Annotated in this window: 32 protein-coding genes; 17 read left to right on the top strand and 15 right to left on the bottom strand. The window is 70.8% G+C overall.

Annotated features, from left to right (window positions below; translation table 11 throughout):
• Window positions 1-2 precede the first annotated feature (2 nt).
• From GT755_RS36895 to GT755_RS36880, 4 genes are all read right to left on the bottom strand, one after another.
• On the bottom strand, window positions 3-1,745 hold the full coding sequence (locus tag GT755_RS36895) for a hypothetical protein (protein ID WP_161484194.1): 1,743 nt from the start codon (window positions 1,743-1,745) through the stop codon (window positions 3-5).
• A 105-nt stretch (window positions 1,746-1,850) separates the two neighbouring features.
• The gene (locus GT755_RS36890; protein ID WP_161484193.1) at window positions 1,851-2,603 is read right to left on the bottom strand and encodes a class I SAM-dependent methyltransferase; all 753 of its coding nucleotides are present in this window, start codon (window positions 2,601-2,603) and stop codon (window positions 1,851-1,853) included.
• 82 nt (window positions 2,604-2,685) lie between these two features.
• Window positions 2,686-3,765 (bottom strand): ABC transporter substrate-binding protein, encoded by a 1,080-nt coding sequence (locus GT755_RS36885; RefSeq protein WP_161484192.1) that lies wholly within the window; start codon window positions 3,763-3,765, stop codon window positions 2,686-2,688.
• A 46-nt stretch (window positions 3,766-3,811) separates the two neighbouring features.
• Window positions 3,812-4,018: a putative acetyltransferase gene (locus GT755_RS36880; protein WP_202610952.1), complete on the bottom strand. Its 207-nt coding sequence runs from the start codon at window positions 4,016-4,018 to the stop codon at window positions 3,812-3,814.
• A 97-nt stretch (window positions 4,019-4,115) separates the two neighbouring features.
• On the opposite strand from GT755_RS36880, the gene fdxA reads away from it, so the two are divergent.
• From fdxA to GT755_RS36865, 3 genes are read left to right on the top strand one after another with little or no spacing between them, the layout of a single operon-like run.
• A complete protein-coding gene (gene fdxA, locus GT755_RS36875; RefSeq protein WP_030451836.1) occupies window positions 4,116-4,442 on the top strand; it encodes a ferredoxin in 327 nt (108 codons plus the stop codon).
• Window positions 4,443-4,465: 23 nt separating this feature from the next.
• Window positions 4,466-5,551 (top strand): succinyldiaminopimelate transaminase, encoded by a 1,086-nt coding sequence (gene dapC / locus GT755_RS36870; RefSeq protein WP_161484191.1) that lies wholly within the window; start codon window positions 4,466-4,468, stop codon window positions 5,549-5,551.
• 56 nt (window positions 5,552-5,607) lie between these two features.
• Window positions 5,608-6,210, top strand: a complete 603-nt coding sequence (locus GT755_RS36865) for a DUF4178 domain-containing protein (protein WP_161484190.1) — start codon at window positions 5,608-5,610, stop codon at window positions 6,208-6,210.
• Here the strand turns inward: GT755_RS36865 and GT755_RS36860 are convergent.
• Window positions 6,207-6,977 (bottom strand): hypothetical protein, encoded by a 771-nt coding sequence (locus GT755_RS36860; RefSeq protein WP_328794748.1) that lies wholly within the window; start codon window positions 6,975-6,977, stop codon window positions 6,207-6,209. The genes GT755_RS36865 and GT755_RS36860 overlap by 4 nt on opposite strands.
• A 47-nt stretch (window positions 6,978-7,024) precedes the next feature.
• Between GT755_RS36860 and dapE the strand changes: the two genes are divergently transcribed.
• The 3 genes from dapE to GT755_RS36845 all read left to right on the top strand — a co-directional run bounded on the left by dapE (window position 7,025) and on the right by GT755_RS36845 (window position 9,654).
• Window positions 7,025-8,074 (top strand): succinyl-diaminopimelate desuccinylase, encoded by a 1,050-nt coding sequence (gene dapE, locus GT755_RS36855; RefSeq protein WP_161484189.1) that lies wholly within the window; start codon window positions 7,025-7,027, stop codon window positions 8,072-8,074.
• A 240-nt stretch (window positions 8,075-8,314) separates the two neighbouring features.
• Complete coding sequence (locus GT755_RS36850; protein ID WP_030451831.1) at window positions 8,315-9,085, top strand: LOG family protein; 771 nt, start codon at window positions 8,315-8,317, stop codon at window positions 9,083-9,085.
• The gene (locus GT755_RS36845; RefSeq protein ID WP_034383615.1) at window positions 9,085-9,654 is read left to right on the top strand and encodes an LOG family protein; all 570 of its coding nucleotides are present in this window, start codon (window positions 9,085-9,087) and stop codon (window positions 9,652-9,654) included. Before GT755_RS36850 ends, GT755_RS36845 begins: the two co-directional genes overlap by 1 nt.
• 7 nt (window positions 9,655-9,661) lie before the next feature.
• Here GT755_RS36845 and GT755_RS36840 read toward each other — a convergent pair whose 3' ends face one another.
• Complete coding sequence (locus GT755_RS36840; RefSeq protein ID WP_161484188.1) at window positions 9,662-9,859, bottom strand: hypothetical protein; 198 nt, start codon at window positions 9,857-9,859, stop codon at window positions 9,662-9,664.
• Between the two features lie 44 nt (window positions 9,860-9,903).
• Between GT755_RS36840 and GT755_RS36835 the strand changes: the two genes are divergently transcribed.
• Window positions 9,904-10,239: a hypothetical protein gene (locus GT755_RS36835; RefSeq protein ID WP_051759467.1), complete on the top strand. Its 336-nt coding sequence runs from the start codon at window positions 9,904-9,906 to the stop codon at window positions 10,237-10,239.
• The gene (locus tag GT755_RS36830; RefSeq protein WP_161484187.1) at window positions 10,233-10,778 is read left to right on the top strand and encodes a DNA-3-methyladenine glycosylase I; all 546 of its coding nucleotides are present in this window, start codon (window positions 10,233-10,235) and stop codon (window positions 10,776-10,778) included. The genes GT755_RS36835 and GT755_RS36830 overlap by 7 nt, the downstream gene beginning before the upstream one ends.
• Here the strand turns inward: GT755_RS36830 and GT755_RS36825 are convergent.
• Window positions 10,768-11,535 (bottom strand): PaaX family transcriptional regulator, encoded by a 768-nt coding sequence (locus tag GT755_RS36825; RefSeq protein WP_161484186.1) that lies wholly within the window; start codon window positions 11,533-11,535, stop codon window positions 10,768-10,770. The genes GT755_RS36830 and GT755_RS36825 overlap by 11 nt on opposite strands.
• A 183-nt stretch (window positions 11,536-11,718) precedes the next feature.
• On the opposite strand from GT755_RS36825, the gene GT755_RS36820 reads away from it, so the two are divergent.
• Both GT755_RS36820 and GT755_RS36815 read left to right on the top strand, forming a co-directional pair.
• Window positions 11,719-11,886 (top strand): DUF3117 domain-containing protein, encoded by a 168-nt coding sequence (locus GT755_RS36820; RefSeq protein ID WP_081898355.1) that lies wholly within the window; start codon window positions 11,719-11,721, stop codon window positions 11,884-11,886.
• 143 nt (window positions 11,887-12,029) lie between these two features.
• Window positions 12,030-13,409: a leucyl aminopeptidase family protein gene (locus GT755_RS36815; RefSeq protein WP_161484185.1), complete on the top strand. Its 1,380-nt coding sequence runs from the start codon at window positions 12,030-12,032 to the stop codon at window positions 13,407-13,409.
• Here GT755_RS36815 and GT755_RS36810 read toward each other — a convergent pair.
• A complete protein-coding gene (locus tag GT755_RS36810; protein WP_161484184.1) occupies window positions 13,393-14,022 on the bottom strand; it encodes an O-methyltransferase in 630 nt (209 codons plus the stop codon). The genes GT755_RS36815 and GT755_RS36810 overlap by 17 nt on opposite strands.
• 127 nt (window positions 14,023-14,149) lie before the next feature.
• Between GT755_RS36810 and sigE the strand changes: the two genes are divergently transcribed.
• The 4 genes from sigE (at window position 14,150) to GT755_RS36790 (ending at window position 17,237) form a co-directional block, all read left to right on the top strand.
• Window positions 14,150-14,779, top strand: a complete 630-nt coding sequence (sigE, locus tag GT755_RS36805) for an RNA polymerase sigma factor SigE (protein WP_030451823.1) — start codon at window positions 14,150-14,152, stop codon at window positions 14,777-14,779.
• Window positions 14,776-15,309 (top strand): anti-sigma factor family protein, encoded by a 534-nt coding sequence (locus GT755_RS36800; RefSeq protein WP_161484183.1) that lies wholly within the window; start codon window positions 14,776-14,778, stop codon window positions 15,307-15,309. Before sigE ends, GT755_RS36800 begins: the two co-directional genes overlap by 4 nt.
• Window positions 15,310-15,435: 126 nt before the next feature.
• Complete coding sequence (locus GT755_RS36795; RefSeq protein WP_161484182.1) at window positions 15,436-16,818, top strand: S1C family serine protease; 1,383 nt, start codon at window positions 15,436-15,438, stop codon at window positions 16,816-16,818.
• A 62-nt stretch (window positions 16,819-16,880) separates the two neighbouring features.
• The gene (locus tag GT755_RS36790) at window positions 16,881-17,237 is read left to right on the top strand and encodes a sec-independent translocase (protein ID WP_030451820.1); all 357 of its coding nucleotides are present in this window, start codon (window positions 16,881-16,883) and stop codon (window positions 17,235-17,237) included.
• Window positions 17,238-17,375: 138 nt separating this feature from the next.
• On the opposite strand, the gene GT755_RS36785 is transcribed toward GT755_RS36790, so the two are convergent.
• Window positions 17,376-18,515 (bottom strand): Mrp/NBP35 family ATP-binding protein, encoded by a 1,140-nt coding sequence (locus GT755_RS36785; protein ID WP_161484181.1) that lies wholly within the window; start codon window positions 18,513-18,515, stop codon window positions 17,376-17,378.
• Window positions 18,516-18,579: 64 nt separating this feature from the next.
• Here GT755_RS36785 and GT755_RS36780 point away from each other — a divergent pair, with 64 nt between their 5' ends.
• A complete protein-coding gene (locus GT755_RS36780) occupies window positions 18,580-19,029 on the top strand; it encodes a MarR family winged helix-turn-helix transcriptional regulator (protein WP_328794747.1) in 450 nt (149 codons plus the stop codon).
• Here GT755_RS36780 and GT755_RS36775 read toward each other — a convergent pair.
• Complete coding sequence (locus tag GT755_RS36775; RefSeq protein WP_030451817.1) at window positions 18,988-19,461, bottom strand: DUF1003 domain-containing protein; 474 nt, start codon at window positions 19,459-19,461, stop codon at window positions 18,988-18,990. The genes GT755_RS36780 and GT755_RS36775 overlap by 42 nt on opposite strands.
• Window positions 19,454-20,662, bottom strand: a complete 1,209-nt coding sequence (locus GT755_RS36770) for a magnesium transporter MgtE N-terminal domain-containing protein (RefSeq protein WP_161484179.1) — start codon at window positions 20,660-20,662, stop codon at window positions 19,454-19,456. Before GT755_RS36770 ends, GT755_RS36775 begins: the two co-directional genes overlap by 8 nt.
• A gap of 81 nt (window positions 20,663-20,743) precedes the next feature.
• Here GT755_RS36770 and GT755_RS36765 point away from each other — a divergent pair, with 81 nt between their 5' ends.
• Complete coding sequence (locus tag GT755_RS36765) at window positions 20,744-21,691, top strand: EamA family transporter (RefSeq protein ID WP_202610951.1); 948 nt, start codon at window positions 20,744-20,746, stop codon at window positions 21,689-21,691.
• Here GT755_RS36765 and GT755_RS36760 read toward each other — a convergent pair.
• Window positions 21,675-22,040: a hypothetical protein gene (locus tag GT755_RS36760; RefSeq protein ID WP_161484178.1), complete on the bottom strand. Its 366-nt coding sequence runs from the start codon at window positions 22,038-22,040 to the stop codon at window positions 21,675-21,677. The two genes, GT755_RS36765 and GT755_RS36760, sit on opposite strands and share 17 nt — an antisense overlap.
• Window positions 22,041-22,072: 32 nt before the next feature.
• On the bottom strand, window positions 22,073-22,633 hold the full coding sequence (locus GT755_RS36755) for a biotin transporter BioY (RefSeq protein WP_161484177.1): 561 nt from the start codon (window positions 22,631-22,633) through the stop codon (window positions 22,073-22,075).
• 115 nt (window positions 22,634-22,748) lie between these two features.
• Between GT755_RS36755 and GT755_RS36750 the strand changes: the two genes are divergently transcribed.
• On the top strand, window positions 22,749-23,684 hold the full coding sequence (locus tag GT755_RS36750) for an HpcH/HpaI aldolase/citrate lyase family protein (RefSeq protein ID WP_202610950.1): 936 nt from the start codon (window positions 22,749-22,751) through the stop codon (window positions 23,682-23,684).
• Between the two features lie 65 nt (window positions 23,685-23,749).
• On the opposite strand, the gene GT755_RS36745 is transcribed toward GT755_RS36750, so the two are convergent.
• Both GT755_RS36745 and GT755_RS36740 read right to left on the bottom strand, forming a co-directional pair.
• Window positions 23,750-24,307, bottom strand: a complete 558-nt coding sequence (locus GT755_RS36745) for a DUF6529 family protein (RefSeq protein ID WP_161484175.1) — start codon at window positions 24,305-24,307, stop codon at window positions 23,750-23,752.
• Between the two features lie 33 nt (window positions 24,308-24,340).
• On the bottom strand, window positions 24,341-25,015 hold the full coding sequence (locus GT755_RS36740; protein ID WP_161484174.1) for a hypothetical protein: 675 nt from the start codon (window positions 25,013-25,015) through the stop codon (window positions 24,341-24,343).
• Window positions 25,016-25,054: the final 39 nt, after the last annotated feature.

Here is a 25,054-nt window from a genome sequence, read left to right as displayed (position 1 = left end):
GCCTAACCCAGCAGGGACAGCAGATCTCTGTCCCCACGTTCTCGGAGGCGGGCCCGCAGTTCGTCGGGCGGGGTCGGGCCGGTCAGGCCGATGCGCGTGGCGATCACGCGGTCGGCCTGGTCGGAGTTGCCGCCGGGGGCCGTGTAACCGACCAGGCGCAGCGCCCGCGCGATCGTGTCGCCGGAGTTGGCGGCGGGGAGATGGCGGACCCTGAGCATGCCCTCGTCGGAGAGGGTGAGAAAGATGTGGCTGCCCTCCTTGGCCGCGACCTCACTGAGGATGCGGCCGAGCGAGTCGATGGCGGGGGACTCCCGCCAGGTCATCGTGACGTCTCCGGCGGCGCTGCGCACCGTTCTTTCGCCACCCGGCGACAATCCCAGATAGAGGGCGAAGCCCTCCGGGAGGCCGACCGACGTCCCCGCCAGATGCCCGGCGTCGACGTCGACCCGTAACCACCAGCGCCCGTCGGGCTGACGGAAGCAGCGGTGCGTCTGCGACACGTCGGACGGCCCTGGAGGCGGAGCCGCCGGAGCAGCCGGAGCGGGCGCCGCGCCGTTGGGACTCTGTATCCGCAACTGCGGGACGTTCTCCAGCCACTCCTTGGCGACCTCGGGGTGGATGCCGAGGGAGGAGACGAGTTCGAGGGCCCGCGACACGGTCGGCGGGCGGTCGGCGTTCACGATCAGGCCGCGGGTCCGCTCGTGCAGCTCGGCCAGGTCGCCCTGGACGACCCAGTCGCCGGAGACCTGGTAGCCGGGCAGCGTGGCCAGCACGAACTGCCAGGCGAGCACGTCGAGGGAGGGCAGCTCGCGGGTGTGCCACTCGGCGGCGTTGACGAGCCGCGACTTGGGGGCGGCCACACCGAGAAGGTCGGTCAGGCTGAGCAGGTAGCCGCGGTAGCGGGCGGCCGGCGGCGAGGCGAGCCACTCCTTGAGCCGGGCCCGCAGCGTGTTCTCGGTGACCTCGATCAGGCTCGCGGGCACGCCGAGCAGTTTGGAGAGGGACTCGGGCGAGGTGGGGGAGTCGGTGAAGACCCGGTTCTGCGCGACCATCCAGCTCTGGTCGTCGAGCGAGGCGAAGACCCGGTCGATCAGCTCGGGGAAGTCGGGGTCGTCGTCACCGGTGAGCCGGGGCTGCGGCACGACCGGCGCGACGGGCGGTCCGGTGGGCGGTCCGGCGGGCTCGTCGTCGGCCTCTTCGGGCGTGTCGGCCACGGCGGGTTCCTCGGCCCGCGCCTTGGTCTCGAAGGGCGCCCGGTAGGGGGCCTTGAGCGCGGCCCTGGTCTCGTAGGGCTCCTCGGCGGGCGCCTCGGGCTCGGGTTCCACCGCGGGCCTGGACGGAGCCCCGGTCGCCGCCAGCTTCGTCAGCACCGCCGAATAGAGCGCCGCCAGCAGCGGCCGGGCCTTCACGAACGGCTGCTCGGTGAGCTCCCGGCCGGTCAGCGCCAGTAGGCCGGGCCACGACCCGGCCCGGTCGAGCGCGATCCCCACCTGGGGGTCGTCGGCGTCGTCGGGGTCGAGCACGTGCAGCGCGGGCAGCACGTCGCCCACCGCCGCCGCCGGCCACCGCTCCAGGGTCAGATCGGTCAGCAACTCGGCCAGCGCGTCGACCCCGAAGGCGGGCAGCACCCGGCCCATCGGGAGCGAGCGCCACCACGCGTCGGGTAATCCGGCCCGGCCGGCCAGGATGGTGGCAGCGTCACTCCAGCGCAGCGGTGGCACGAGGTCACTCAGGCAGAAGTTCATCGCTATCCCCATCACTTCCGTAAGACCAGACCATAGTCTGGCAAATCCCCTGCCGTGGCGGGAGTTTCATCCGTGACGAACAGCCACAAACGATGGTGTCACCCTTCAGTGGCGCACCGCTGCGAAACGCAGTCTCACGTAGTCGGCCATCCAGCCGGAGTCGTGGCGGAGGGCGGGGGCGGCGAGTTCGTTCACCCGGCGCAGCAGCGGCTCGACCGTCGCCGGGGGCACGCCGTCGAGGAGCGACCCGGCGAACATCCGCACCCAGTCGGCCGCGCCGTTGGGGCACTCGTCGAGCGGGGTCGGCCGGTCGAAGTGCTCCAGGATGCGCAGGGTGAACCCGGCGCGTTCCAAACGGACGGCGTACTCGGCCGGGCTGGGAAAGTACCAGGGGAGCTCGGGCTCGCGCAGGCCGTGCTCGCGCCAGGCGGTCAGCATGGCGGAGGTGAGGGCGGCGCAGTTGCCGGCCCCGCCGAGCTCGGCCACGAACCGGCCGCCGGGCCGCAGGGCCTCGCGGACCGAGTCGATGACGGCGTCGGGGTCGCGGCTCATCCAGTGGAGGGCCGCGTTGGAGAAGACCGCGTCGAACGGCTGGGCGACGGTGAAGTCGTGGCCGTCGCCCACGGTGAAGTCGAGGCGGGGGAACTGGGCGATGGCCGTCTCGATCATCGCCTGTGAGCCGTCGATCCCCAGCACGTACGCCCCGCGGACGGCGATCTCGCCGCTCAGCACGCCCGTGCCGCAGCCGAGGTCGAGCACGCGCTCACCCGGCTGCGGGTCGAGCAGCTCCACGAGGGGAGCGCCCTGCGCCGAGACATAGCCGAATGAGCTGTCGTAGGCGCGAGCGTTCCACCTCATGAGCGTAGGTGTGTCATATCGCAAGATGGGCTCACTTCCACGGTTTCCGCATACTGTACGGCAGCCGTGGAATCAGTGTTTTTCAGCTCATTTGCTGAGACCAGTGTTTCTGGAGGTACTCCTTGGCGGCGTCCTGCTGCGGGATGGTCAGGAACACCGGCGTGCCGTTGACCTTCGGCAGCTTCCCGGCCGCCTCGTTGTCGATGGTGCTCTTCATCTGCATGGCCTCCATCCGCGACGGCCGTGCGTAGCCCCTGAGCAGGATGTTCTGGCCCTCGTCGGAGAACAGGAACTCGGTCCAGAGCCGCGCCGCCGCCGGGTGGGGTGCGCTCGCGCTGATCGCCTGCACGTAGGGCGAGGCCAGGATCGAGCCCGCCGGGATGGTCACCTGCCAGTTGGCCTTGTTGGCGGCCGAGCGGGCGGCGTTCAGGAAGTCCCAGTCGAGCACCGCGGTGGCCTGCTCGGGCGCGGCGGCGACCGCCCCGGCCTTCTTCAGCGCCGAGAAGGCCTGCACGCCCCTGCGGGCGTCGAACTTGCCGCCCTGCATGGAGGCCGCCATCACGCCGTTGAATCCGCTCGCGTTCTTCAGCGGGTCGCCCGCGAGCGCGACCGTGGTGCCGGCCGGCCGGCCGCCGGGCTTGAGCAGTTCCGCGTACGACGCCGGCGCCTTCATCTTGCGCGGGTCGTAGCCGATCGACATGTAGCCGCCGTAGCCGGCGTACCAGGTGCCGTTGGCGGCCTTGACCTCGTCGGGGATGTCGGTCCAGCCGGTCACCTGGTAGGGGGCGAACTTGGCGGCGTTGGCCAGGGCCACGTCGACACTTAGATCGAAGACGTCGGGCTTCTGGGCCGTGGCGACGGCGTCGACCTGCTGCTGGCTGTTGGCCGCCGGGTTGAGCGACTCGATCTGGATGCCGTACTTGTCGGAGAAGACGTCCATCAGCTCGCCGTGGTTGACCCATTCGCGGGGCAGCCCGACAACGGTGAGCCTGCCCTCCTTCTGGGCGGCCTCGACCAGCCGCTCGAAGTTGCCGAAGCCGGCCTGGAGGCTGGCGCCCTTCACGTTGACCGGCGGGAGGGCCTTGGTCTCGCCGCTTTGGGACGAACAGGCCGCGAGGGCCAGCAGGGCCGCCAGCGCGGGAGTGGTCACGAGTCTGGTCACGGATCGAATGCTTGGGGCCGGGTCACGCCGCGTCGAGACGGCACGCTCAGCCTGGGACGACCTTTGCCGCGGCCATGACCTTCTCTGGGAACTCCACGAGCGTGCCGTCGCGCTTGCGCACCGAGAGCACGCCGTTCTCCCACGACTCCAGCACGCCCACGACGTCGCGGAAGCCCTCGGGCAGTGCCCTGCGGACGGTGACCCGCCTGCCGACGTCGGCCGGCGTGATGGTCACCTTGAGCTGGAAGGCCATGACATTGGCCCCTCCTGTTCCGGCCACCTGACAGTCACCGCAATACTAGGACGGAGCAACCTGCGGCCCATGTCGTGCCGGAAAGAAGGAGCTAGAGGTGACCTACGTCATCGCGCAGCCTTGCGTGGATGTTCTGGACAAGGCGTGCATCGAAGAGTGCCCTGTCGACTGCATCTACGAGGGCGAGCGCATGCTCTACATCCACCCCGACGAGTGCGTCGACTGTGGGGCGTGCGAGCCGGTCTGCCCGGTGGAGGCCATCTTCTACGAAGACGACCTGCCCGAGCAGTGGAAGGACTTCTACAAGGCCAATGTTGACTTCTTCGAGGAGCTGGGCTCGCCCGGCGGCGCCTCGAAGGTTGGCAAGATCGAGAAGGACCATCCGATCGTCGCCGCGCTGCCGCCGCAGGCGGAAGACCACTGACGCTCAGCACTGGAGAGTCCTTCGTGATCGCCCTGCCCGACTTCCCGTGGGACAGCCTGGCCTCGTACAAGTCGACCGCCGAGGCACATCCCGACGGCATCGCCGACCTCTCGGTCGGCACCCCCGTCGACTCGGTTCCCGAAGTCGTGCGCAGGGCGCTCGCCGACGCCGCCGACAGCCCGGGCTACCCGCTCACCTACGGCACCGCCCGGTTGCGCGAGGCGGCGGCCGGCTGGCTGGCCCGCCGCCACGGCGTGACCGCCGACCCGGCCGGCGTGCTGCCCACCATCGGTTCCAAGGAACTGGTCGCCTGGTTGCCGACCCTGCTCGGGGTCGGCTCGGGCGACAAGGTGATCTTCCCGTCGCTGGCCTACCCGACCTACGACGTGGGCGCCCGGCTGGCCGGCGCCGAGCCCTTCCCGACCGACGGCCTGCTCTCGCTCGGCCCGGAGCGGGTGCCCCTGGTCTGGGTCAACTCGCCGAGCAACCCGACCGGCAAGGTGCTCCCGGCCGAACACCTCGCCAAGGTGGTCGCCTGGGCCCGTGAGCGCGGCGCGATCGTCGCCTCCGACGAGTGCTACATCGAGCTGGGCTGGGAGAAGCGGCCCGTCTCGATCCTCCACCCCGACGTGTCGGGCGGCTCCCACGAGGGGCTGCTGGCGGTCCACTCGCTCTCCAAGCGCTCCAACCTGGCGGGCTACCGCGCCGCCTTCGTGGCCGGTGACCCGGCCCTGGTGAAGCGCCTGCTGGAGGTGCGCAAGCACGCCGGCATGATCGTGCCGGAGCCGGTCCAGGCCGCCATGACGGCCGCCCTCGACGACGACGCCCACGCCGACGAGCAGCGCGAGCGCTACTCGGCCCGGCGCACCGCCCTGCGGACCGCGCTCGAATCGGCGGGCTGGCGCGTCGACCACTCGGAGGCCGGCCTCTACCTGTGGGCCACCGACGGCACCGGCTGCTGGGACCAGGTCGCCCGGCTGGCCAAACTGGGCATCCTGGTGGCGCCCGGCAGCTTCTACGGCACCGCCGGAGAGAGCCACGTCCGGGTCGCGATCACCGCCACAGACGAAAGAATCGCCGCAGCGGTCGCACGCCTCACAACCGAGTAGCGAGCCGCCCTCATACGGGCGGATATGACGCGTTTGTGTTGATAGGATCGCGCGCCATGACGACAGCGGTGGTGCTCGGTCTGTGCCTCGCGGCGGTGGTCGTCGTGCTGTTCGCCTACCTCGCCACCGCTCGCCGTGAGGGGCGTGGCCGGGCCCCTGCGGCCGTCGAGGTCGACGACGACTTATTCGACGAATACGACTACTTCGATCCCCGCACCCTCCAGGTCGGCGACACCGCCACCGTGGAGGGCACCCGCTACAAGGCCATCGGCGCCCTCCACCTGATGCGGCAGGGCGACGAGTGGACCGAGCACCTGCTCGACGACGGCAGCCGCCGGGTCCACTGGCTCTCGGTCCAGGAACGGCCCGAGGGCCTCGAGGTCATGTTGTGGACGCCGGTCCAGGCCCTGGGCATGGTCCCGGCCAAGAGCATGCTGATCATGGAGGGCGTCGAGTTCTTCCCCGGCGACCGGGGCACCGTCGCCTACCGGGCCGAGGGCATGACCGGCCTGCCCGAGCGGGGCCTGCTCGACTTCGCCGACTACCGCGCCCACGACGGGCGGTTGTTGTCGTTCCAGCGGGTCCAGGGCGGCCAGTGGGTCGCCTCCTACGCCCTGCCCCTGACGCCCGGCTCCATCCAGGTCGACCGGAAGCCCTAACGTTCCTTGACCGGCTGCCAGCCGTCCTGGCCGGCGGAGGCGGTCCACACGTAACCGTCGTGGACGACCTGGCGCAGCCCGTAGACCGGGGCGTGGGTGACGAACCAGGTGGCCTTCAGCCAGTCTTCCCTGGAGGCGCCCCTGGCCCGGGTGAACTCCTTCTTCGCCGCGGCGTCCTGCGGCGGGGGCGGCGACTCCTTCGGCGGATACCAGCAGTGCACCGCCCGGGGCTGCTCGCCCCGGAAGGCGGTGGCCAGTATCTCGGCGCTGCGCCGGTGGTCGGCGTAGGCGCCGCCGTCGGCCGACCGCTGCACGGCCTGGGCGGCGTCGTGGAGGCTCATGTCGAGGTAGCCGTCGACCTTCTCCAGGGCGGCGAAGAAGCGGCGGGTCGCGTAGACCGGGTCCATGATCTGCTTGACCGTGCCCCAGCCCTGGGAGGGCCGCTGCTGGAAGATGCCGACCGAGTCGCGGTCGCCGAAGGCGATGTTGGTCATCTTCGACTCCTGGATCGCCGTGATGTAGGCGATCTCCAGCGCCTGCTTGGGCAACTTGCGCCGGGCCGCGACGGCGGCGATGGTGGCCGCCACCTGAGACTGTTCGAGATCGAGGTCGAGCGTGCCCGACGCTACGGTGATCGTGCAGCCCTCGCCCAGCACGAAGGGCTCGGTCCTCTTCATCAGCTGGTAACCGGCGAAGAATATCGCTCCCGCCAGGACGACCACGATGGCCACGATGGTCAGTGCTGTTCTGGAGGGACGCCGTGTCACAGCCCAAGAACCTACCTTCTCGGGGCCCTGCCGTAGGCTCGGCAGACATGCGACTTGATCAGGACGTGAGGACGCTGACCGCCGCTCTGGTGGACGTCCGATCCGAGAGCGGTGACGAGAAGGCCCTGGCCGACGCGATCGAGGAGGCGCTGCGGCGGCTGCCCCACCTGACCGTCGACCGCCACGGCAACAACGTGGTGGCCCGCACCTTCCTGAACCGGGCCGAGCGTGTCGTCGTGGCGGGCCACCTCGACACCGTGCCGATCGCCGGCAACGTGCCGAGCCGGGTCGAGGGCGACCGCCTGATCGGCTGCGGCGGGACCGACATGAAGGCCGGCGTGGCCGTCCAGCTCAAAATGGCCCTTCTCGGCGCCCCCAACCGCGACCTGACCCTCGTCTTCTACGACCTGGAGGAGGTCGAGGCGGCTCGCAACGGCCTCGGCCTGCTGGTGCGCGAACACCCCGACTGGGTGAGCGGCGACTTCGCCGTGCTGATGGAACCGACCGACGGCGTGATCGAGGGCGGCTGCCAGGGCACCATCCGGGCCGAGATCGTCTCCCGGGGTGTACGCGCCCACAGCGCCCGCAGCTGGCTGGGCTTCAACGCGATCCACGGCGCCGGCCAGATCCTCAACCGCCTCGCCGCCTACGAGCCCAGGCGGCCCGTGGTCGACGGCCTCGAATTCCACGAGGGCCTCAACGCCGTGCTGATCCGCGGCGGCCACGCCGGGAACGTCATCCCCGACGAGTGCGTGGTGACGGTCAACTACCGCTTCGCCCCCGACCTCACCGAGGAGCAGGCCCAGAACCACCTGCGCGAGGTCTTCGACGGCTTCGAGGTGACGATCACCGACTCGGCCCCCGGCGCCCGGCCCGGCCTCGATCACCCGGTCGCGGCGGCGTTCGCGAGAGTGGTGGGCGGCGAAGCCCGGGCGAAGGTCGCGTGGACCGATGTGGCCCGTTTCTCCGCACTCGGAGTTCCGGCGGTGAACTATGGACCGGGCGATCCCGCGATGGCCCACAAAGTCGACGAATACGTCGAACTCGACAAGATCGTCGAGGCCGAGCGGGTCATGACGGCTTGGTTGCAAGCGTGACGCGGGCGGCCGAGGGCCGACCGTGTCACGCGCCCTGAACTTGCCTTATAGACAGGCAAACTGCCCGCAGAAAGAAGAAAGTGGCTTTCCTCGCCGGCCATTTGGCGGGGAAAGCCACTTTCCGTCCCGAGCAGCACCCTCGACTGTTAGACGCGGCCTGAACGAAATCCGGTTCCACGGTTCCGTGTGGATTCTCAAGATTTTTTCCACGGCCATCCTGAGCGGCTAGCGTGGCGTCCCATGAACACGATTCGCCGTGAACGTCGCCAGGGCCCGCAGCTGCTCCGTGGCGAGATGGTGCCCGACTCCACCCACGACCAGCGCCTGCTCGACCGGCGCGGCCCGGCCGACTGGCTCCACATGGACCCGTGGCGGGTGCTGCGCATCCAGGCCGAGTTCGTCGAGGGCTTCGGCTCCCTGGCCGAGCTCCCGCCGTCGGTCACCGTCTTCGGCTCGGCCCGCACCAAGCCCGACTCGCCCGACTACGAGCTCGGCGTCCGCCTCGGCGCCGCGCTCGCCGACGCCGGCTACGGCGTCATCACCGGCGGCGGCCCCGGCTGTATGGAGGCCGCCAACAAGGGCGCGATGGAGGCCGGGGGCATCTCCGTGGGCCTCGGCATCGAGCTCCCGCACGAACAGTCGATGAACGAATACGTCAACCTGGGCGTCGAGTTCCGCTACTTCTTCGTCCGCAAGACCATGTTCGTCAAGTACTCGTGCGGCTTCGTCACCCTCCCGGGCGGCTTCGGCACCCTCGACGAGCTGTTCGAGGCGCTGACCCTCGTCCAGACCCGGAAGGTCACCTCGTTCCCGGTCATCCTCATGGGCTCGTCGTTCTGGGGCCCGATGGTCGACTGGATCAAGTCGTCACTCCTCGGCGAGGGCAAGATCTCCCCGCAGGACGTCGACCTCATCCGGGTCACCGACGACGTCGACGAGGCCGTGCGGATCATCGTGGAGGCCGACCGCCGCCGCGAGGAGGAGGCCAGCCTCGTGGGAGACGCGCAGTAATGTTCGTCTGCGTTTTCTGCGCCTCCTCCCAGAAGATCGACCCGAAGTACTTCCGGCTGGCCGCCGACGTCGGCGCCGAGCTCGCCCGGCGCGGCCACCACCTCGTCAGCGGGGGCGCGATCGTGTCGTGCATGGGCGAGGTCGCCCGCGCCGCCCGCGCCGGCGGCGCCCAGACGATCGGCGTGATCCCCCAGGTCCTGGTGGACATCGAGATCGCCGACACCGACTCGACCGAGCTGGTCGTCACGACCGGCATGCGCGAGCGCAAGAGCGTCATGGACGCCCGCTCCGACGCCTTCCTGGTGCTCCCCGGCGGCATCGGCACCATGGAGGAACTCTTCGAGATCTGGACCGCCCGGGTCCTCGGCATCCACCAGAGGCCCCTGGTCCTGCTCGACCCGTGGGGCCTCTACACCCCGCTGAAAGACCTCGTCGAGGGCATGTACGACCAGGGCTTCACCCGCCCCGACGTCTTCGACGGCATCTCCTGGGCCACGACCGTCGAAGAGGCCTTCGACCTGCTGGAACACACCGTCCCCCGGATCGTGCCCGGGATCGACGAGGCGTAGCGGCCGGTCAGGCGAGCCCGCGCCGGGCCAGGGCCGGCGGCCTGCGCCCGGCGATGGCCTCGGTCATGGCGACCGCCTGCTCGATCGCCTCGGCGTGGGCCGGGTCGGCCAGGCGGAACTCGGCCGGGCCGCGCCAGGTGGCGACGGCCGCCACGGCGATGGCCTCGTCGAGGTCGGCCGGCAGCTCGATGGTCTCTGTTGCCACGTCCTCGATGCTCTCACGCTCGGCACATGTGGCACGATTCGTATGTGCTGGTCGTACTCGTTCTCGCCGCGCTCGCGGTCGTGGGCTGCGTGGTCTGGGTCTCCATGGGCCAGGGCGGGGCGATGGCGGAGTTCCCCCCCGACGTGCCGCCGCTGGAGCTCCCCGACGCCGCCCAGGTGACCGCCGTCGACCTGGTGACCGTGCAGTTCCCGGTCGGCCTGGTCGGCTACCACACCGGTTCGGTCGACGAGACCCTCCAGCGGGCCGCGACCGCCATCCGCGAACGCGACACCCGCATCGCCGTCCTGGAGCAGAAGGTGGCCGAGCTGATGGCGAGCCGCCTCCAGGCCAAGTCGCTCGATTCGGAAGAGGCATGGTAGAGGTCGTCCGCTGCGCCTGGGCCACCAGCGACCAGCTCTACCTCGACTACCACGACCACGAGTGGGGCCGCCCGGTCCACGGCGACGACAAGGTCTACGAACGGGTCACGCTGGAGGCCTTCCAGTCGGGCCTGGCGTGGATCACGATCCTGCGCAAACGCGAGAACTTCCGCCGGGCCTTCGACGGCTTCGTCATCGAGAAGGTCGCGGCCTACACCGAGAAAGACGTCGAACGCCTGATGGCCGACGCCGGGATCGTCCGCAACCGGGCCAAGGTCGACGCCGCCATCGCCAACGCCAGAGCCGCCCTCGAACTCCCCGAAGGCCTGTCGGCCCTGGTCTGGAAGTACGCCGAGCCCGACTCCCCGGTCCGCAGGACGATGGCCGACATCCCCTCGTCCACGGTGAACTCCCAGGCGCTGGCCAAGGAGCTCAAGAAGAAGGGCTTCCGGTTCGTCGGCCCCACCACCGCCTACGCCCTGATGCAGGCGATCGGCCTGGTCAACGACCACATCGAAGGCTGCATAGCTAGGAGATGAGGGTGCGTTCGACGAAGGCCCCCGCCTTGGGCATCAGGCGCGAGGCCTCCTGCTCGAAATAGGCCCGCGCCTTGTCGCCCGGCCACCCCGAGGGCAGCAGCGCCGCCGGCAGGCCCGGATCGCGGAACAGGAAGTTGCGCCAGGTGTGCACCAGGCGCGACCTGACCGCGAAGACCTGGTCGTCGGGGGCGTCGCCGGGCAGGCCGTCGACCAGCGGCCGGGCCCCCGCGAGCCATTCCTCGTAGGCACGGCCGATCGCGTCGAGATCCCAGGCCCTGGCCAGCAGGTCGACCGGGTCCCCGTCGAGCACCGCCTCGAAGCGGTCGGCGTGCAGGTCGAGCTGGTCGAGCTCGGGCGAGGCCCGGGGGCCGATCCAGGTGGTCTCCGAGAGGGGGGCGTACCCGAGGAAGGACAGGTGGGCCCGCAGGCGCTCCCGCCGGGTCCGCTCGCGGACGGGTTCGATCACCAGCAGGTGCCAGCGGCCCGGCCAGGTGATCGTGCCGCCCCGGTAGACCCGGGCCGCCGCCTCGTCGAGACGTCGCACGCATTTCGGCGTGGCCGCGTAGCCGGGCCCCTGGGGCAACCGGACCGGGTCGAGCCACCCCTGCCGGACCATCCGGGAGATCGCGGTCCGGACGGCGGGCGCGGCGATCTCCAGAGGCGCCAGCAGCCGGACCAGGGCGGCCACCGACGCCTGGCCTCCGCGGCTGCGCAGATGGTCGCCGTAGAGGTCGAAAAGCGCGGCTCGGGCGTTCATCCCACCCAGTGTGGAGTCAGGAACAGCCGCCGACAATCCATGGGCGAACCGCTTTGATCCTCAACCGAGTCCTCTCCCGTTACCTTTTTGAACCCGGAGGCGGGATAATAGGACATCACAGAAGACGTGAATGCGCCGGCCACCCTTCATTGGACGGCCGACAACGCGGGAAGGGATACACGCATGGCGGCGATGAAGCCGCGGACTGGTGACGGTCCGCTGGAAGTCACCAAGGAAGGCCGGGGCATCGTCATGCGGGTCCCGCTCGAAGGTGGCGGTCGGCTTGTCGTCGAGCTATCGGCGGATGAGGCCGGCGCCCTCGGTGACGCGCTGAAGAACGTGGTCGGCTGACTACAGCCGGATATCGAGCGACGACGGCCCCGCCGCGGATCCCCGCGCCGGGGCCGCGTTCCTTTGGGGCAGATTCCCAGCGCGAGCCACGGCCGGCCTTCGGCGGTCCGTGTCTCGCTTCCATTCTTGAACGTGGAGAAACCGTGCCCATAGAGACCACCGTGACCACCGTGGCGCATGCGGACGGCGACGCGGAGTTCCTCGCCGTCCCGTTCGGCCCCGACCTGGCCCCCGACGTCGAGCTGCCGGTCTCCGCCCCGGCCCTGCTCGCGCACTACGAGGCCAAGGGCGAGCCCGGAGAGGTCGTCGAGATACCCGTCGCCGCCGCCGACGGGGTGCGCCGCGTGCTCCTGTACGGCACCGGCCCCGCCGCCGCCGATCTCCGCAAGGCGGGGGCCGCGCTGGCCGGCCGCGTCCAGGGCCGAGACCGGCTGACCATCGTCGCCCCGCCCGAGGGCGACGTGGCCGAGCTGGTCGCCGGGGCGCTCCTGGGCACCTACACCTTCAAGCTGGGCGAGCCGAAGACCACGCCCGTCCACGAGATCGTGCTCTCGGGCGCCGACGCCGAAGCGGTCGCGCGCGGCGAGGCGGTGGCCAAGGCCACCAGCGACGCCCGCGACCTGACCAACACCCCCTCGTCGATCAAGTCCCCGGCCTGGCTGGCCGAGCAGGCGATCGCCCTGGCGGGCGAGGGCGTCGAGGTCACCGTCGACACCGAGCTGGTCGGCTTCGGCGGCATCCGCGCCGTCGGCCAGGGCTCGGTCAACCCGCCCTGCCTGATCACGATGACCTACGCCCCCGAGGGCGCGACCCGCCACGTCGTGCTGGTCGGCAAGGGCATCACCTTCGACACCGGCGGCCTGTCGCTGAAGCCGTCGGCGTCCATGAAGGACATGAAGACCGACATGGCCGGCGGCGCCGCCGTGATCGCCGTCCTGTCGGCACTGAAGGCCTTCGACGTGCCGGTCAAGGTCACCGGCCTGATCGCCTGCGCCGAGAACGCCTTCGGCGGCAACGCCCAGCGCCCCAGCGACGTGATCACCCAGTACGGCGGCCGGACCGTCGAGGTGCTGAACACCGACGCCGAGGGCCGCCTGGTGATGGCCGACGCGCTGGCCTACGCCGACCGCAACCTCGACCCCGACGTGCTGATCGACATCGCCACCCTGACCGGCGCCGCCAAGGTCGCCCTGGGCACCGGCTTCGGCGCCCTCTACGCCACCGACGACGCCCTGGCCGGCGGCCTGCTGGCGGCGGCGGGCCGGACCGGCGAGCGGTTGTGGCGCATGCCCCTGCTGGCCGACTACCGGGCCGGTCTCGATTCCGACGTCGCCGACATCGCCAACATCGAGACGAAGGGCGGCACCGGCGCGGGCTCGGTCACGGCCGCGCTGTTCCTGCGGGAGTTCACCGGCGACCGGCCGTGGGCCCACCTCGACATCGCCGGCCCCGCGCGCAACGAGAAGGGCGGCACCGGCTTCGGCGTCAGGCTGCTGCTCGACTGGCTCAGTTCGTCAGCTTGACGGCGGCGAGCAGGCCGTCGCCCAGCGGCAGCATGAGCGGGCGCAGCCGCTCGTCGTTCCTGACCAGACGGCCGACCTCGCGGACCGCGACCGATTCGGGGTCGCGCTGCGTGGGGTCGGCCACCCTGTCGTGCCACAGGGCGTTGTCGAAGGCCACGATCCCGCCGGGCCGCAGCAGCCGCAGCGCCTCGCTCAGGTAGTCGCCGTATTCCTGCTTGGCGGCGTCGCAGAAGACCAGGTCGTAGCCGCCGTCGGCCAGGCGCGGCAGCACGTCGAGGGCCCGCCCCACGATGAGCCGGGTGCGCCCGCTGGCGAACCCCGCCTCGGCGAACGTCTGCCGGGCCAGCCGCTGGTGTTCCGGCTCGACGTCGACGCTGGTCAGCGTGCCATCAGACCGCATTCCCCGCAGCAACCACAGGCCCGAGACGCCGCAACCGGTGCCGATCTCGACCACCGACCGCGCGTTGACCGCGGTCGCCAGGAAACAGAGCGCGGCGCCCCCGCCGGGCAGGATGGGCGTGGCGCCCACCTCCTCGCCGCGCTGTCGCGCGTTGCGCAGGACGTCGTCCTCCGGGACGAAGTCCTCCGCATGGGCCAGGCTCGCCGTGTTCATGGTTGGCAAGCGTAGGGGAGTACGCCCCGATCGGGAACTCACGCCGCAACGGGGACGTTGCAGCTTTGAACGGTCTTTGTTCAGGTCGTTCGCCGCTGGTACGCAGGAAGGGGCGAAACCAGGCACTATGGCTGTAGCAACGGTCCTGGAGAGAGGATTGCCGGTGGACGATCACGACCACCAGGCGGGCGCTGAGGCGTCCACCTGGACACCTCCCACCTGGGAGGAGGTCGTCAGAAACCACTCGGCACGGGTATACCGGCTCGCCTACCGGCTGACCGGCAACGTCCACGACGCCGAAGACCTGACCCAAGAGGTCTTCGTCCGGGTGTTCCGCTCTTTGTCCAGCTACCAGCCGGGCACGTTCGAGGGCTGGTTGCACCGCATCACCACCAACCTGTTCCTCGACGGGGCCCGCCGCAAGCAGCGGATCAGGTTCGAGGGGCTGGCCGACGACGCCGCCGAGCGCATGCACGGCCGCGAGCCGTCCCCCGAGCGGGCCTACGACGACAACCACCTCGACGCCGACATCCAGGCCGCGCTCGACGCGCTGGCGCCTGAGTTCCGGGCCGCCGTGGTGCTCTGCGACATCGAGGGCCTCTCCTACGAGGAGATCGCGGCGACGCTGGGCGTCAAGCTCGGCACCGTCCGCAGCCGCATCCACCGGGCGCGCGCGCAACTGCGTGACGCGCTCGATCACCGTGCGCCGCGCGGTGACCAGCTTCCCCCTTCATCGTTCACCCGGGAGGGAGCATGACGCATCTTGGTGAGCGCGTTTCCGCGCTGATCGACGGCGAGCTCGCGCACCACGAGCGCGAGCGCGCCCTCGCCCATCTCACGTTCTGCGCCGACTGCCGGGCCGAGGTCGACGGGATGCGGGCGCTGAAGAGCCGCCTGCGCTCCCTCGACCCGCCCGCCATGCCGGCCGACCTGACCATGTCGCTGCTGCGGTTGGGAGACATGGGCCCTCCGGCCCGCCCTCTACCGGGCCAGTTGCCCCGGCAGCTGCCCGGCCCCTACAGCATCGCGCCCGCCGACACCCGCCCGGCCCGCCGTCCTTTTGGCGCGACCGGCCCCGGCCGTAGCCCCCGCCGCCGCGCGGCCGGTTACGTCGCGGTCGGGGTGGCCTCGGCGGCGGTCGCCCTCGGGTCGCTCTTCCTGGTCAACGGCGAGCCTCGCCCTGCCCCCGCGCCCGAGATGATGTTCCCCCCGCAGGTCACCGCGTCGCCCCACGGCCGGCTGCCGGGTTCCCCGTCACCCGGTCCCTCGCCCAAGCTTGTTCCTTGACGCGACTAACCGGCACCACGTCTGGGCAGTGAGACGGCATACGATCTGGCGTGTAAAACGGGTCGTGTGCCTTTCTCATGAGACTGGGTGGCGGCCCCGCCACGATCGCTGGGAGTGACTGCACCGATGACCGACGACACGCGTGACGACGACGCGTACGGGCGGCCTGAGTTCTATCCGGTGGGCGAGTGGGGCGAGGAGGACGACGCCCCCCGCCGGCCCCAGCAGCCGGGCGCGGCCCACCCGCCGCCCCCGCTTCCCGGCGGAGAACCGACGCAGACCTATTTCCCGCCACCCCCGCCGCCCAACGCCTACGGCATGGGGCAGGGGTGGGCGCCGCCGCCCAGCGGGATGCCCGAGTTGCCCCGGCGTGAGCGCCGTGCCGGTCCTCGCACCTCCACGCTGGCCGCGCTCGGGCTCGTGGTCGCGCTGGTGGCCGGGGGCGCGGCGTCGTGCGGCACCTATCTGCTGACCCGTCCGACCGCCGGCATCGACCCCGGCTACGCGATCCCGACCCCGGCCGCCGCGCCGACCGGGCGGGCGCCCGAGTCGGTCGCCGGGGTGGCCGCCAGGGTGCTGCCCAGCGTGGTCTCGCTCGAAGTGCAGGGCAGCGGGCAGTCGGGCACCGGCTCCGGGTTCCTGATCCGGGGCGGTTACATCGTCACCAACAACCACGTCGTGGCCGCCGCGGCGCGGTCGGGCGGGGGCATCCGCATCCGGTTCGCCAACCGCCAGTCGACCACCGCGCAGATCGTGGGGCGCGACCCCAACTCCGACATCGCCGTGGTGAAGCCCGACGAGACGTTCGGCTCGCCCGAGGTGGCGCTGGGCAACTCCGACTCGATGGTGGTCGGCGACCCGGTCATCGCGATCGGCTCGCCCCTGGGGCTGACCGGAACGGTCACCACCGGCATCGTCAGCTCGCTCAACCGGCCGGTCGAGGCCGGCGGTGAGAGCGGGCGCGACTCGGCGCTGATCAACGCCATCCAGACCGACGCGGCGATCAACCCTGGCAACTCGGGCGGCCCGCTGGTCAACGGCCGGGGCGAGGTCATCGGCGTCAACTCGGCCATCGCCACGATCGGGGCCGGGCAGCAGCTCGGCGGGCAGCAGTCGGGCAGCATCGGCCTCGGGTTCGCCATCCCCGTCAACCAGGTCCGCCGGATCGCGGAGGAGCTCATCTCGACCGGCTCGGCCCGCACGTCCCGGATCGGGATCACGATCGACCAGAACTACCAGGGGGAGGGCGTCCGGATCGCCGACGCGCCCGACCGGGGGGTTCCGCCGATCACCCCGCAGGGGCCCGCCGACAAGGCCGGGCTGCGGGCGGGCGACGTGATCCTCGAGGTCGACGGGCAGCCGATCAGCGACAGCCGCGAGCTGATCGTCACGATCCGCAGCAAGACGCCGGGCGACCGGGTCCCGTTCAAATACAGCCGGGCGGGCGCCGAGCGAACAGTGGACGTCGTGATCGGGGCGGCGCCGGCTCCGTCGGCCCAGCCCTCGTGAGCACGCCTGCCCGGGTACTAGTCTGATTCACGACGGTTCGGGCAGGGCAAGGGAGATCTACGGTGTTCGGACTCGGCTGGGCGGAGATCCTGGCGCTAGTAGTGATCGCGTTGCTCGTGTTCGGGCCTGAGAAGCTGCCGGGAGTCGCCTCGCAGGCGGGCCGCACGCTCCGGCAGATCCGGCAGATGGCCAACAACGCCCGCACCGACCTTGAGGCCAACCTCGGGCCGGAGTTCAAGAACTTCGACCCGACCGACCTCAACCCCAAGAACTTCGTCCGCAAGCACCTGCTCGACGACGTCGAGAAGGACTGGAACGCCACCCCGGGCGAGACGGCCGCGGCCGACCCGCCGCCTCCTCCGGTGACGGTGGAGCTGACGGCGGGCGAGATCCCGCCCTACGACAACGAGGCGACCTGAGCCCAGCCGAAAGGCCCGCTCCTACAGGAGCGGGCCTTTCGTTTTGCCCGGGCGCGGCCGGTCGGCGGCGGTTACGGCGCGGACCGGAGGCGGCGGGCGGCTGCCAGGGTCGGCGGAGCCGTAACGGAGAAGAAGGATCTAGCGGCCGGCCGGGCTGATGTCGAGCTTCATGCCCTTGAGGCCGCCCCTCTTCTTGCTGAGGCCCGCGGCGATGCGGCGGAGTTCGGCGGCGGCCGGGGCGTCGGGGTCGGTGAGGACCAGCGGCTTGCCCTCGTCGCCGCCCTCGCGGAGGCGGGTGTCGATCGGGATCTGGCCCAGCAGCGGCACCCGGGAGCCGAGAGTGCGGGTCAGGGCGTCGGCGACGGTCTGGCCGCCGCCCTCGCCGAAGACCGAGATGCGCTCGTCGCAGTGGGGGCAGGGCAGCCAGGACATGTTCTCGATGACGCCGGCGATCTGCTGGTGGGTCTGGGCGGCGATGGAACCGGCCCGCTCGGCGACCTCGGCGGCGGCCTGCTGCGGGGTGGTGACCACGAGGATCTCGGCGGTCGGCATGCGCTGGGCGACCGAGATCGCGATGTCGCCGGTGCCGGGCGGTAGGTCCATCAGCAGGACGTCGAGGTCGCCCCAGAACACGTCGGCGAGGAACTGGTGGAGCGCCCGGTCGAGCATGGGGCCGCGCCAGACCACCGCGCTGTTGCCCTCGGGCTTGAACATGCCGACCGAGATGACCTTGATGTCGTGGGCCACCGGCGGCATGATCATGTCTTCGACCTTGGTCGGCCGTTCGCCGACGCCCAGCATGCGGGGCACGCTGTGGCCGTAGATGTCGGCGTCGACCACGCCGACCTTGAGGCCGGAGGAGGCCATGGCGGCGGCCAGGTTGACCGTCACCGACGACTTGCCGACGCCGCCCTTGCCGCTGGCGACCGCGAAGACGCGGGTCAGCGAGCCGGGCTGGGCGAAGGGGATCTCCTTCTCGGGGCCCCGGTTGCCGCGCAGTTTCGTTTGCAGAGTTTTACGTTGCTCGGCGCTCATCACGTCCATCTCGACGGAGACGCGCGTGACGCCGTCGAGCTTGGAGACGGCGGCCGTGATGTCGCGGGTGATGGTGTCTCTCATCGGACAGCCGGCGACAGTGAGGAAGACGCCTACGCGCACCAGCCCGTCAGGGGCGATGTCGATGCTCTTGACCATGTCGAGCTCGGTGATCGGCCGGCGGATCTCGGGGTCGTTGACCGTCGCCAGGGCCGCGGTCACCACTTCTGGGGTCGGTGCCATGTAGTCATGCTACGAACTGGCGACCTGTCATACGAATCGAGGTCGCACCTCTAGGATGACGCGGGTGAGTCCGACAAGTCCGCCTGTCCTGTCGGCGGAACAAATCGAGGTCTGGCGCACGATGCAGCGTGCCCAGATGCGGATCACCCGGAGCATCGAATCCGACCTCCTGGAGTCCCACGATCTGGCGATGGCCTCGTACGACGTGCTGCTCCAACTGTCCGAGGCGCCCTACAAGCGGCTGCGGATGAACGACCTCGCCGACCGGGTGCTGCTGTCGCGCAGCGGGCTGACCCGGCTGATCGACCGGCTGCAACGCGACGGCCTGGTCGAACGGCAGGCCTGCCCGAGCGATGCGCGCGGCCTCTACGCCGTGCTCACCGACAAGGGCACGGCGCTGCTCGACGAGGCCACCCCGACCTACCTGCGCGGTGTGCGGGCCCAGTTCGTCGAGCGGCTGAGCGGGGCCGAGCTAGGGCAGTGTGCCGCCCTTGCCGTCAAGCTGGTCCACTAGCCATTCAGCCTCGGCCTTGATGAAGTCGCGCGTGGCGACCTCACCCAAGGCGATGCGCAACGAGGCGATCTCCCGGGTCAGATATTCGAGCTCCGCCCGGTTCTGCTCCGCCGCGTGGCGGTCCTGCTCGCCCTGAACCCGGTCGCGGTCGTCCTGCCGGTTCTGCGCGAGCAGGATCAGCGGGGCGGCGTACGACGCCTGGAGCGAGAGCATCAGGGTCAGGAAGATGAACGGGTAGGGGTCGAACCTCATCGGGCCGAGGGTGTTCCAGGTGACCCAGACGATCACGAAGGCGGTCATGTAGACGAGGAACCTGGCCGTGCCCAGGAAACGCGCGAACTTCTCCGACCACTTGCCGAACGCCTCGGGGTCGTACCGGATGGGCAGTCGCCTGCGCAGTTCGCGGGGCTGGTCGAGCCGGCCTTCAGTCATGTCGCTCCCGCCAGTCTTCGGGCAGCAGGTGGTCCAGGACGTCGTCGACGGTGACCGCGCCGATCAGGCGGCCGTCCTCGTCGGTCACCGGGGCCGCCACCAGGTTGTAGGTGGCCAGGTAGGAGGCCACCTCGGGGAGGGAGAACTCGGGTCTGATCGGGTCGACGCTGCCGTCGACCAGTGAGCCGATCAGGGCGAAGCTGGGCTCGCGGAGCAATCGCTGGATGTGCGCGATGCCGAGGTAGCGGCCGGTGGGGGTCTCGGTCGGCGGGCGGGCCACGAACACCTGGGCGGCGATCGACGGCGGCTGCTCGCGGACGCGCAGCCGGGCCAGCGCCTCGGCGACGGTGGCGTTGGGGGGCAGGATGACGGGCTCGGTGGTCATCATGCCGCCGGCGGTGTCCTCGGCGTAGCCGAGGAGGCGGCGTACCGGATCGGCCTCTTCGGGGATCATCAGGGCCAGCAGGCGCTCGGCCTGTTCGGGCGGGAGTTCCTGGAGCAGGTCGGCGGCGTCGTCGGGGCCCATGTGCTCCAGCACGTCGGCGGCCCGTTCGGCGTCGAGGTTGCCCAGCACCGTGACCTGGTCGCGTTCGGGCAGCTCCTCCAGCACGTCGGCCAGCCGGTCGTCGTTGAGCGCGGCGGCCACCTCGGCCATGCGCTTGCCGGGCAGCTCCTGGAGCACTCCGGCGAGGTCGGCGGGGCGCATGGCGTCGAAGGCGGCCAGCAGGCTCTGGGCGCCCTGGTCCTTCTGCGCCACCTCGAAGCCGCTGACCTGGCCCCAGTCGACGACCGTGGTCTCGCCCCTGCGGCGGGTGCCGCGCCGGAAGGCGACCTTGGTGATCAGCCAGTCGGGCGGATCGGGCTGCTCCATGGCCAGGTCGAGGACGGTGCCGGGCTCGCCCTCGACGGTGATCTTCAGGTCGAGCAGCTCGCCGATCGCGAGCGTCTCCGACTCGCGCTGCTCGAAGCGGCGCAGGTTGAGGCGCCCGGTGAAGATGACCGCCCCGGCCTCCACCGAGATCACCCGGGTGATCGGGAGGAACACGCGGCGGCGGGGCTGGACCTCCACGACGTAGCCGTGGACACGCGGGGGCAGCGGGCCGCGCAGTGCGACGACCACGTCCCGGATCCGGCCGATCTTGTCACCGGCGGGATCGAACACCGCGAGCCCGGCCAGCCGGGCCACGAAGATCCGCTCCACGCTGGCAGGTTATGGGGATGCCCCGGTCCGGTTGGATATGACAGGATCAAAGTAGGTCAACGGTAGTTACAGGGAAGAGTCATGATCCGGTCAGTCAGCCTTGGAATCGCGGCCGTGTCCGCCGTGTGCTTCGGGTTCTCCGGACCCATGGCGAAGTATCTGAACGCCGCCGGGCTGGCCCCGCTGGAGTCGGTGTGGGTGCGCATGGCCGGCGCCGGGCTGCTGCTGCTGGCCGCGCTGGCGCTGCTGCGGCCCGCCGCGCTGCGCATCCCCCGTTCCCAGTGGCTCTTCTTCGGGGTGTACGCCCTGGTCGCCGTCGCCGGGGTCCAGGCCCTGTACTTCCTGGCCATCCAGCGGCTGCCCGTCGGCGTGACGTTGCTGATCGAGTACACCTCGCCGGTCCTGGTGGTGCTCTGGGTGCGGTTCGTCCGCCGGATCAGGCTGCCGAAGGCGGCCTGCATCGGCGCGGTGATCGCGGTGGCCGGGCTGGCGGTCGTGGTCGAGGTCTGGGACGGGCTGCGGCTCGACGCCCTCGGGCTGGTGCTGGCCCTGCTGGCGGCGGCGTGCTGCGCCGGTTACTTCCTGATGAGCGACAACCTGCACGTCGACCCGCTGGGCCTGGTGGCCTGGGGCATGATCGGGGCGGCGGTCGTGCTGCTGCCGTTCGCGCGGCCCTGGTCGATCGAGTGGGCGGTCTTCGGCGACGTCGTGACCGTGGCGGGCAACACGCTGCCCGTCGCCGGGGCGGCCGGGTGGCTGATCCTGGTGGCGACCGTGGTGGCGTACATCGCCGGGGTGACGGCGGTGCGGCGGCTCTCGGCGGCCGTGGGGGCGACGGTGGCCTCGCTGGAGGTCATCACCGGTGCGCTGATCGCCTATTTCCTGCTGGGGGAGGCCCTGGGCGCTTACCAGATCATCGGCGGTGCGGTGGTGCTGCTCGGCGCGCTGCTGGCCCAGACGGCGACGGTACGGCGGGCCCCGCAGGAGGCGCCCGCCGCGCGCGAGCCCGTGCTCAACCCGTCGGCCTGAGCCGGACCACCGACGACCGCTTGGCCCACCGGGCGGGCAGCCCGGCCGCGTCGGGGGCGTTCAGCCGCTCCTTGGCGAGGGCGGCGATCACCTCGGGGCTGGTCTTCTGGTCGACGACCTCGACCGCCGCCGGGAAGCGGACGAGCTGGGCGCCGTTGTCCTTGCTCCGGAGCACGACCTCGATCTCGTGCTGGGCGGTGAGGCCGGGGAGGTTCTGCTCCCCGCCCCCGACCACCAGATAGATGGCGTCGTCATGCCAGACGTGCCAGGCCAGGCGGGTGCCCTGGGGCAGCACCACCCACAGCACGCTCGACCGCTTCGCGGCGTCTTCGATCAACGCGAGGCTCATGACCGCCAGTTTTCCACAGGTCAAAACGCCTGTCAGGAGGCGATTTTCCACGCTGCGGGAAGCAGTCCCGCGGCGACGAGGACCTTCAGCCCGTCGCCGATGAGGAAGGGCACGACGCCCTTCTCGATCGCGGTCGCCAGGCTCATGTCGGCGGCCACGGCCAGCCACGGCACGCCGACGAGGTAGATCAGCACCGTGCCGACGATCATGGTGACGACCGTCCTCGGGACGGTGCGGTCACCACCCCGCCCGGCCAGCGCGCCGACGACCGACGCGGCCAGGAAGAAGCCGACGACGTAGCCCAGCGTGGCGTCGCCGGCGGCGGTGAACCACGGCACGCCGGCCAGGCCCGCCAGCAGGTAGAGGGCCATGCCGGCGGCGGCCCTGTAGAGGCCCAGGGTGGCTCCGGAGAGCAGCACGGCGAAGGTCTGGAGGGTCACCGGCACGGGGCTGCCGGGCACCGGGAACGCCACCTGGGCGGCCAGGCCGGTCAGCGCGGCGGCGCCGACGACGAGCGCGACGTCGCGGACGATCGTGCCGGGGATGAGGTCGGACAGAACCGCGGGACGGCTCGCGGCGACGACTCGGGACATCTCTGGACTCCCTGATGGAAGAGGCATTACCTCCCTATTAATCACATAGATCACCTGGGGAGCCCGTATGCGCCCCGGCACAACGTCCGCCGCCCGGCTTTGTAGGGTTGGGCGCATGCGCGCGCGTCGTACGTGTCTGGCGGTTCCCGGGAGCAACCCCCGTTTCCTGGAGAAGGCCCAGGGGTTGCCCGCCGACGAGGTCTTCCTCGACCTGGAGGACTCGGTGGCCCCGCTGGCCAAGGAGTCGGCGCGCGGGAACATCGTCGCCGCGCTGAAAGAGGGCGACTGGGGCGGGAAAACCGTGGTCGTGCGGGTCAACGACCTGTCGACCTCGTGGACCTACCGCGACGTCATCGAGGTGGTCGAAGGCGCGGGCGACCGGCTCCACTGCCTGATGTTGCCCAAGGTCGAGGACGCCTCCCACGTCCGGTGGCTCGACGTGCTGCTGACGCAGGTCGAGAAGGCCGTCGGGCTGCCCGTCGGCGTCATCGGCATCGAGGCGCAGATCGAGAGCGCCCGGGGGCTGGTGAACGTCGACGAGATCGCCCAGGCCTCGCCCCGGGTCGAGACGCTGGTGTTCGGGCCGGCCGACTTCATGGCCTCGATCGGGATGCGCACGCTCGTGGTGGGGGAGCAGCCGCCCGGCTACGCCGAGGGCGACGCCTACCACTACATCCTGATGCGCATCCTCATGGCGGCCAGGGCCCACGGCCTCCAGGCGATCGACGGGCCCTACCTGCAGATCAAGGACGTCGACGGGTTCCGCCGGGTCGCGGCGCGCGCGGCGGCGCTGGGCTTCGACGGCAAGTGGGTGCTGCACCCCGGCCAGATCGACGCCGGGAACGAGGTCTTCTCGCCCGCGCAGGACGACTACGACCACGCTGAGCTCATCCTCGACGCCTACGACTACTACACGACGGTCGAGCGGCGCGGCGCGGTCATGCTCGGCGACGAGATGATCGATGAGGCGTCGCGCAAGATGGCGCTGGTGGTGGCGGCCAAGGGCCGCGCCGCAGGGCTCGCCCGGACGAAGAGCTTCGAGCGGCCCTGAGCGAGACGCGGACGGCCGAAGGCCGGCCGTGTCTCGCGTGCTGAACCTGCCCTTCGAAGGCGCGTCTAGAACTGCACGCCGATCGTGGTGAAGAACCAGAACGACGAGGTCAGCCAGAGGCCGATCAGCAGGGTGAAGACCAGGCCCCCGGCCACGGGCAGCACCCAGCCGGGCAGGCCGCGCTTGGGCAGCGACAACATCTTCGTGACGAACACGCCGTAGAAGAGGCAGCCGAAGATCGAGTGGAACATGACGCGAGGATCGTCGTAGCGCGCGCCCACCGCGTAGAGGCAGTGGAAGGCGACCGGCACGGTGGCCAGGAACGCCAGGCGTCCCGACCACCGGTGCACCGGCCCAGGCCAGGAACCCCGCACGGGGATCCGGCCCCAGATGGCGAACGCCGAGAACACCTGCACGATCGCCAGCAGCGCGGCGAGTGTGGTCAGCCAGACCTTCATGGCCAGCGGGCCGGAGAACCCGGCCAGGCCGAAGGCGAAACCGGTCGGGGGGTGCAGTTCGCCGTACACGCCGAGGGCGGCGGCGACCAGCCCGCCGGCGAGCACGGGGATGACGAGGAGGGCGACGGCGCCGCGGTGCTGCGGGGCGACTTGGGTGTGGGACATCTCAGGCTCTCAAGCGTTCGGGGGCGGCGGGGTTCAGGAGGCCGGGGCGGCGGGGGCCAGGAAGGAGTCGATGAACTGGTCGGGGTCCTGGGGGGTGAGCGGGATGCCGTACCACTCCTGGACGCCGCCGTCGAAGGCCGCCGCGGCCTCGCCGGAGTTCTCGCCGAGCATGATGCGGCCGACCGACTGGCCGTTGGGGAGCTTGATCCAGCCGCCGACGACGCGGGCGCCGCGGACCTGGGCGGTGGCGCGGTAGAGGCCCGAGGGCTTCTTCACGGTGGCGGCGGAGAAGCGCCAGCTCTTGTTCTTGTACTCGATGCGGCCCTGCGCCTTGCCGCCGCGCAGCGCTGCGGTGACCAGGGTGTCCTTGCCTTCGAGGGTGAGCGTGTTGTCCGCGGCGGTGCCCTTCAGCCACGCCTCGATCTTGCCGTCGCAGAAGTAGCCGACGACCTTGCCGTTCCTGATCGAGATGGCGATCAGGCCGCCGTTCTGGTCGACGACGCCCGCGTAGTCGGCCTTCTTCGGGGTCGGGTCCTCCTCCGGTTCGGGGGCGGCCACCTCTTCGGGTTCCTGGGTCGCGTCGGGGGTGGCCTCGTCGGTCGCCTCGGGCGTGGCCAGCGGGTCGGCCCCTGCCGCCGCGGGCACGGCCGAGGTCTCCTGGATCTGGGGCGAGGCGGTCGCGCTGGCCACCGTCAGGCCCGCGGTCATCACCACTCCGACGGCCAATGTGTAAATGGGTCCTAGCCG

The organism is Herbidospora solisilvae (assembly GCF_009901565.1).
Taxonomy (GTDB): domain Bacteria; phylum Actinomycetota; class Actinomycetes; order Streptosporangiales; family Streptosporangiaceae; genus Herbidospora; species Herbidospora solisilvae.
Note: the sequence above shows the minus strand (reverse complement) of the source record. Positions and strands in the feature narration are given on the sequence as shown.

Excerpts from the sequence above, each read along its gene's own strand:
- GT755_RS36895 (WP_161484194.1), bottom strand. The coding sequence starts at position 1,745 with ATGAACTTCTGCCTGAGTGACCTCGTGCCACCGCTGCGCTGGAGTGAC.
- GT755_RS36890 (WP_161484193.1), bottom strand. The coding sequence starts at position 2,603 with ATGAGGTGGAACGCTCGCGCCTACGACAGCTCATTCGGCTATGTCTCG.
- GT755_RS36880 (WP_202610952.1), bottom strand. The coding sequence starts at position 4,018 with ATGGCCTTCCAGCTCAAGGTGACCATCACGCCGGCCGACGTCGGCAGG.
- GT755_RS36865 (WP_161484190.1), top strand. The coding sequence starts at position 5,608 with ATGACGACAGCGGTGGTGCTCGGTCTGTGCCTCGCGGCGGTGGTCGTC.
- dapE (WP_161484189.1), top strand. The coding sequence starts at position 7,025 with ATGCGACTTGATCAGGACGTGAGGACGCTGACCGCCGCTCTGGTGGAC.
- GT755_RS36850 (WP_030451831.1), top strand. The coding sequence starts at position 8,315 with ATGAACACGATTCGCCGTGAACGTCGCCAGGGCCCGCAGCTGCTCCGT.
- GT755_RS36845 (WP_034383615.1), top strand. The coding sequence starts at position 9,085 with ATGTTCGTCTGCGTTTTCTGCGCCTCCTCCCAGAAGATCGACCCGAAG.
- GT755_RS36830 (WP_161484187.1), top strand. The coding sequence starts at position 10,233 with ATGGTAGAGGTCGTCCGCTGCGCCTGGGCCACCAGCGACCAGCTCTAC.
- GT755_RS36825 (WP_161484186.1), bottom strand. The coding sequence starts at position 11,535 with ATGAACGCCCGAGCCGCGCTTTTCGACCTCTACGGCGACCATCTGCGC.
- GT755_RS36820 (WP_081898355.1), top strand. The coding sequence starts at position 11,719 with ATGGCGGCGATGAAGCCGCGGACTGGTGACGGTCCGCTGGAAGTCACC.
- GT755_RS36810 (WP_161484184.1), bottom strand. The coding sequence starts at position 14,022 with ATGAACACGGCGAGCCTGGCCCATGCGGAGGACTTCGTCCCGGAGGAC.
- sigE (WP_030451823.1), top strand. The coding sequence starts at position 14,150 with ATGGCTGTAGCAACGGTCCTGGAGAGAGGATTGCCGGTGGACGATCAC.
- GT755_RS36800 (WP_161484183.1), top strand. The coding sequence starts at position 14,776 with ATGACGCATCTTGGTGAGCGCGTTTCCGCGCTGATCGACGGCGAGCTC.
- GT755_RS36795 (WP_161484182.1), top strand. The coding sequence starts at position 15,436 with ATGACCGACGACACGCGTGACGACGACGCGTACGGGCGGCCTGAGTTC.
- GT755_RS36785 (WP_161484181.1), bottom strand. The coding sequence starts at position 18,515 with ATGGCACCGACCCCAGAAGTGGTGACCGCGGCCCTGGCGACGGTCAAC.
- GT755_RS36775 (WP_030451817.1), bottom strand. The coding sequence starts at position 19,461 with ATGACTGAAGGCCGGCTCGACCAGCCCCGCGAACTGCGCAGGCGACTG.
- GT755_RS36765 (WP_202610951.1), top strand. The coding sequence starts at position 20,744 with ATGATCCGGTCAGTCAGCCTTGGAATCGCGGCCGTGTCCGCCGTGTGC.
- GT755_RS36760 (WP_161484178.1), bottom strand. The coding sequence starts at position 22,040 with ATGAGCCTCGCGTTGATCGAAGACGCCGCGAAGCGGTCGAGCGTGCTG.
- GT755_RS36755 (WP_161484177.1), bottom strand. The coding sequence starts at position 22,633 with ATGTCCCGAGTCGTCGCCGCGAGCCGTCCCGCGGTTCTGTCCGACCTC.
- GT755_RS36750 (WP_202610950.1), top strand. The coding sequence starts at position 22,749 with ATGCGCGCGCGTCGTACGTGTCTGGCGGTTCCCGGGAGCAACCCCCGT.
- GT755_RS36745 (WP_161484175.1), bottom strand. The coding sequence starts at position 24,307 with ATGTCCCACACCCAAGTCGCCCCGCAGCACCGCGGCGCCGTCGCCCTC.
- GT755_RS36740 (WP_161484174.1), bottom strand. The coding sequence starts at position 25,015 with ATGACCGCGGGCCTGACGGTGGCCAGCGCGACCGCCTCGCCCCAGATC.